The sequence below is a fragment of the Lactobacillus sp. C449L genome (assembly GCF_059900815.1).
The window spans coordinates 1-627 of the sequence record NZ_JBWXGA010000047.1 but is presented as its reverse complement, the minus strand read 5'-3'; the positions used below and the strand labels follow the sequence as shown (position 1 = coordinate 627).

Sequence of the window (627 nt, the reverse complement as noted above, 5' to 3'; positions counted from 1 at the left end):
GCCCGATTACCAAGCACCCTATCGTCCCTTTTATCTTTATGGCTTCCCCGTTTCGCCGCCGCTGCGGGTTGCTGCCATTTCGGTTCCGCCGCCGGAACCGGAACTTTGCCTTGCATAACTTGCATTAGGGATATTGTTCGCGCTGGATCTGAGGCTCCTCGGCAACCTGCCGGCTGAGGTGGCCCTTCACGTCTTTGGCAGTCGCGGCGACGGTGCGGGCTGCCTCCGCAGCTCGGCTGGAGCATCAGAGTTTCCGCTTCCGCTTTGTCAGGAGATAACCGAGCCCCAGCAGTGCGACCCCGGCGAGCGCGGCCGGCAGCGCGTTGATCCGCACCCTTCCGAGTTAAGGAACCATTTCCGGGCCGTCGGCTTCGAGACCTTCTGCGTCGGCGCAGCCGCTGCGGGTCCTCCCCTGCCCGAGCGATCGCCTGCCCATAGGCTTCGATCCTGCCACACTGGGCGATCTGGCCCGCGACCAGTCGACGTCCCCTTCTCAGGACCGCGAGCGGCGCGCGAGCTCCGTGAGGCGTTGTTCGATCTGTCGCTGACCGGCAGGATCGAGCCTGTTCGACAGGCTCTCGGCTCCCGACGATACTCGTGCGATCAGAGCCACCGGATCGAGGTCAC

1 protein-coding gene is annotated in these 627 nt (G+C 64.6%); it reads right to left on the bottom strand.

Annotation, left to right across the window (positions count from 1 at the left end; translation table 11 throughout):
• Window positions 1-244: 244 nt before the first annotated feature.
• The gene (locus AC2JF9_RS08190; RefSeq protein WP_500726810.1) at window positions 245-334 is read right to left on the bottom strand and encodes an LPXTG cell wall anchor domain-containing protein; all 90 of its coding nucleotides are present in this window, start codon (window positions 332-334) and stop codon (window positions 245-247) included.
• Window positions 335-627: the final 293 nt, after the last annotated feature.